General features: G+C 71.9%; 1 protein-coding gene. It reads left to right on the top strand.

The features are described from left to right. Positions 1-127: 127 nt before the first annotated feature. A complete protein-coding gene (locus ABTW95_RS35680) occupies positions 128-1,240 on the top strand; it encodes an IS110 family RNA-guided transposase (RefSeq protein WP_500228641.1) in 1,113 nt (370 codons plus the stop codon). The last annotated feature ends 20 nt before the right edge of the window (positions 1,241-1,260 follow it).

Raw genomic sequence — 1,260 nt, 5'->3', positions numbered from 1 at the left:
GGGTGCGCCCCGGGCCGGTGTTCGTGACTTGATAGAAGCCTGACCAGCGGTCTCGTCACTGGTCTGTCCGTCCACCGGCCCGGTGCGTGCCACTCGACGCTCTAGTGACGAAGGTGGCGGTTCCAGGATGGCACGAGGCAGCGGGAAGACGAGCGGGAGGCGGCGGGTCGTGGGCGGTGTCGACACTCATGCCGGCACCCATCATGCGGCGGTGGAGTTGATGAACGGTGGACGCATCGCCGATGCGCAGTTCCCGGTCACCCGGCAGGGGTATGCCGATCTGCTGGCGTGGATGTGCTCGCTCGGCCGGGTGCACGCGGTCGGTGTCGAGGGCACCGGTTCCTATGGTGCGGGCCTGTCGCGTTACCTGCGCGGCCGGGGCGTCGGGGTGATCGATGTGAACCGGCCCGACCGCCGGCAGCGCCGCATGGCGGGCAAGTCCGACCCGCTGGACGCCTACGCCGCCGCCGACGCCGTGCTGGCCGGGCGGGCCCGCACGGTGCCCAAGGCCATGGACGGCATCGTGGAGTCGATCCGGGCGGTGCATCTGGCCCGCGCCGGTGCGGTCAAGGCCCGCACCGCCTGCATCAACCAGCTACGCGGCCTGCTGGTCACCGCCCCGGCCGAACTGCGTGAGGCGATGACCGGCTTGCCCACCGGGCCGTTGGTGACCGCCTGCGCCCGGCTGCGCCCGTCCGCCGGCCCGTCCGCCGGCCCGTCCGCCGGCCCGTCCGCCGGCCCGTTGCGGGGCACCAAGATCGCTTTGCGCAGCCTGGCCCGCCGCCACCAGGCACTCACCGCCGAGATCACCGATCTGGACGCCCACCTGGCCGAGCTGGTCACCCGTGCACGCCCCGACCTGCTGAGCGTCCACGGCGTCGGCGTGGAGACCGCCGCGCAGCTCCTGATCACCTGCGGCGACAACCCCGACCGGCTCACCGGCCCGGCCGCCTTCGCCGCGCTGTGCGGCGCCGCACCCGTTCCCGCCTCCAGCGGCAAGACCACCCGGTGGCGGCTGTCGCGCGGCGGCGACCGCCAGGCCAACCGCGCCCTGCACACCATTGCGCTGTCCCGCATGGCCTCATGCCCCCGGACCCGCGCCTACGTCGCCCGCCGCACCACCCAGGGCAAGTCCAAAAAAGAGATCATCCGCTGCCTCAAACGCTACCTCGCCCGCGAACTCTTCAAAGCCCTCACCAGCACAAACACAACACACAACGCTCCACCCGCCACCGCTTGACAACCATAGAAGCATCCCGT

The sequence above is a fragment of the Spirillospora sp. NPDC127506 genome, from assembly GCF_040302145.1.
Lineage (GTDB): Bacteria > Actinomycetota > Actinomycetes > Streptosporangiales > Streptosporangiaceae > Spirillospora.
Note: the sequence above shows the minus strand (reverse complement) of the source record. Positions and strands in the feature narration are given on the sequence as shown.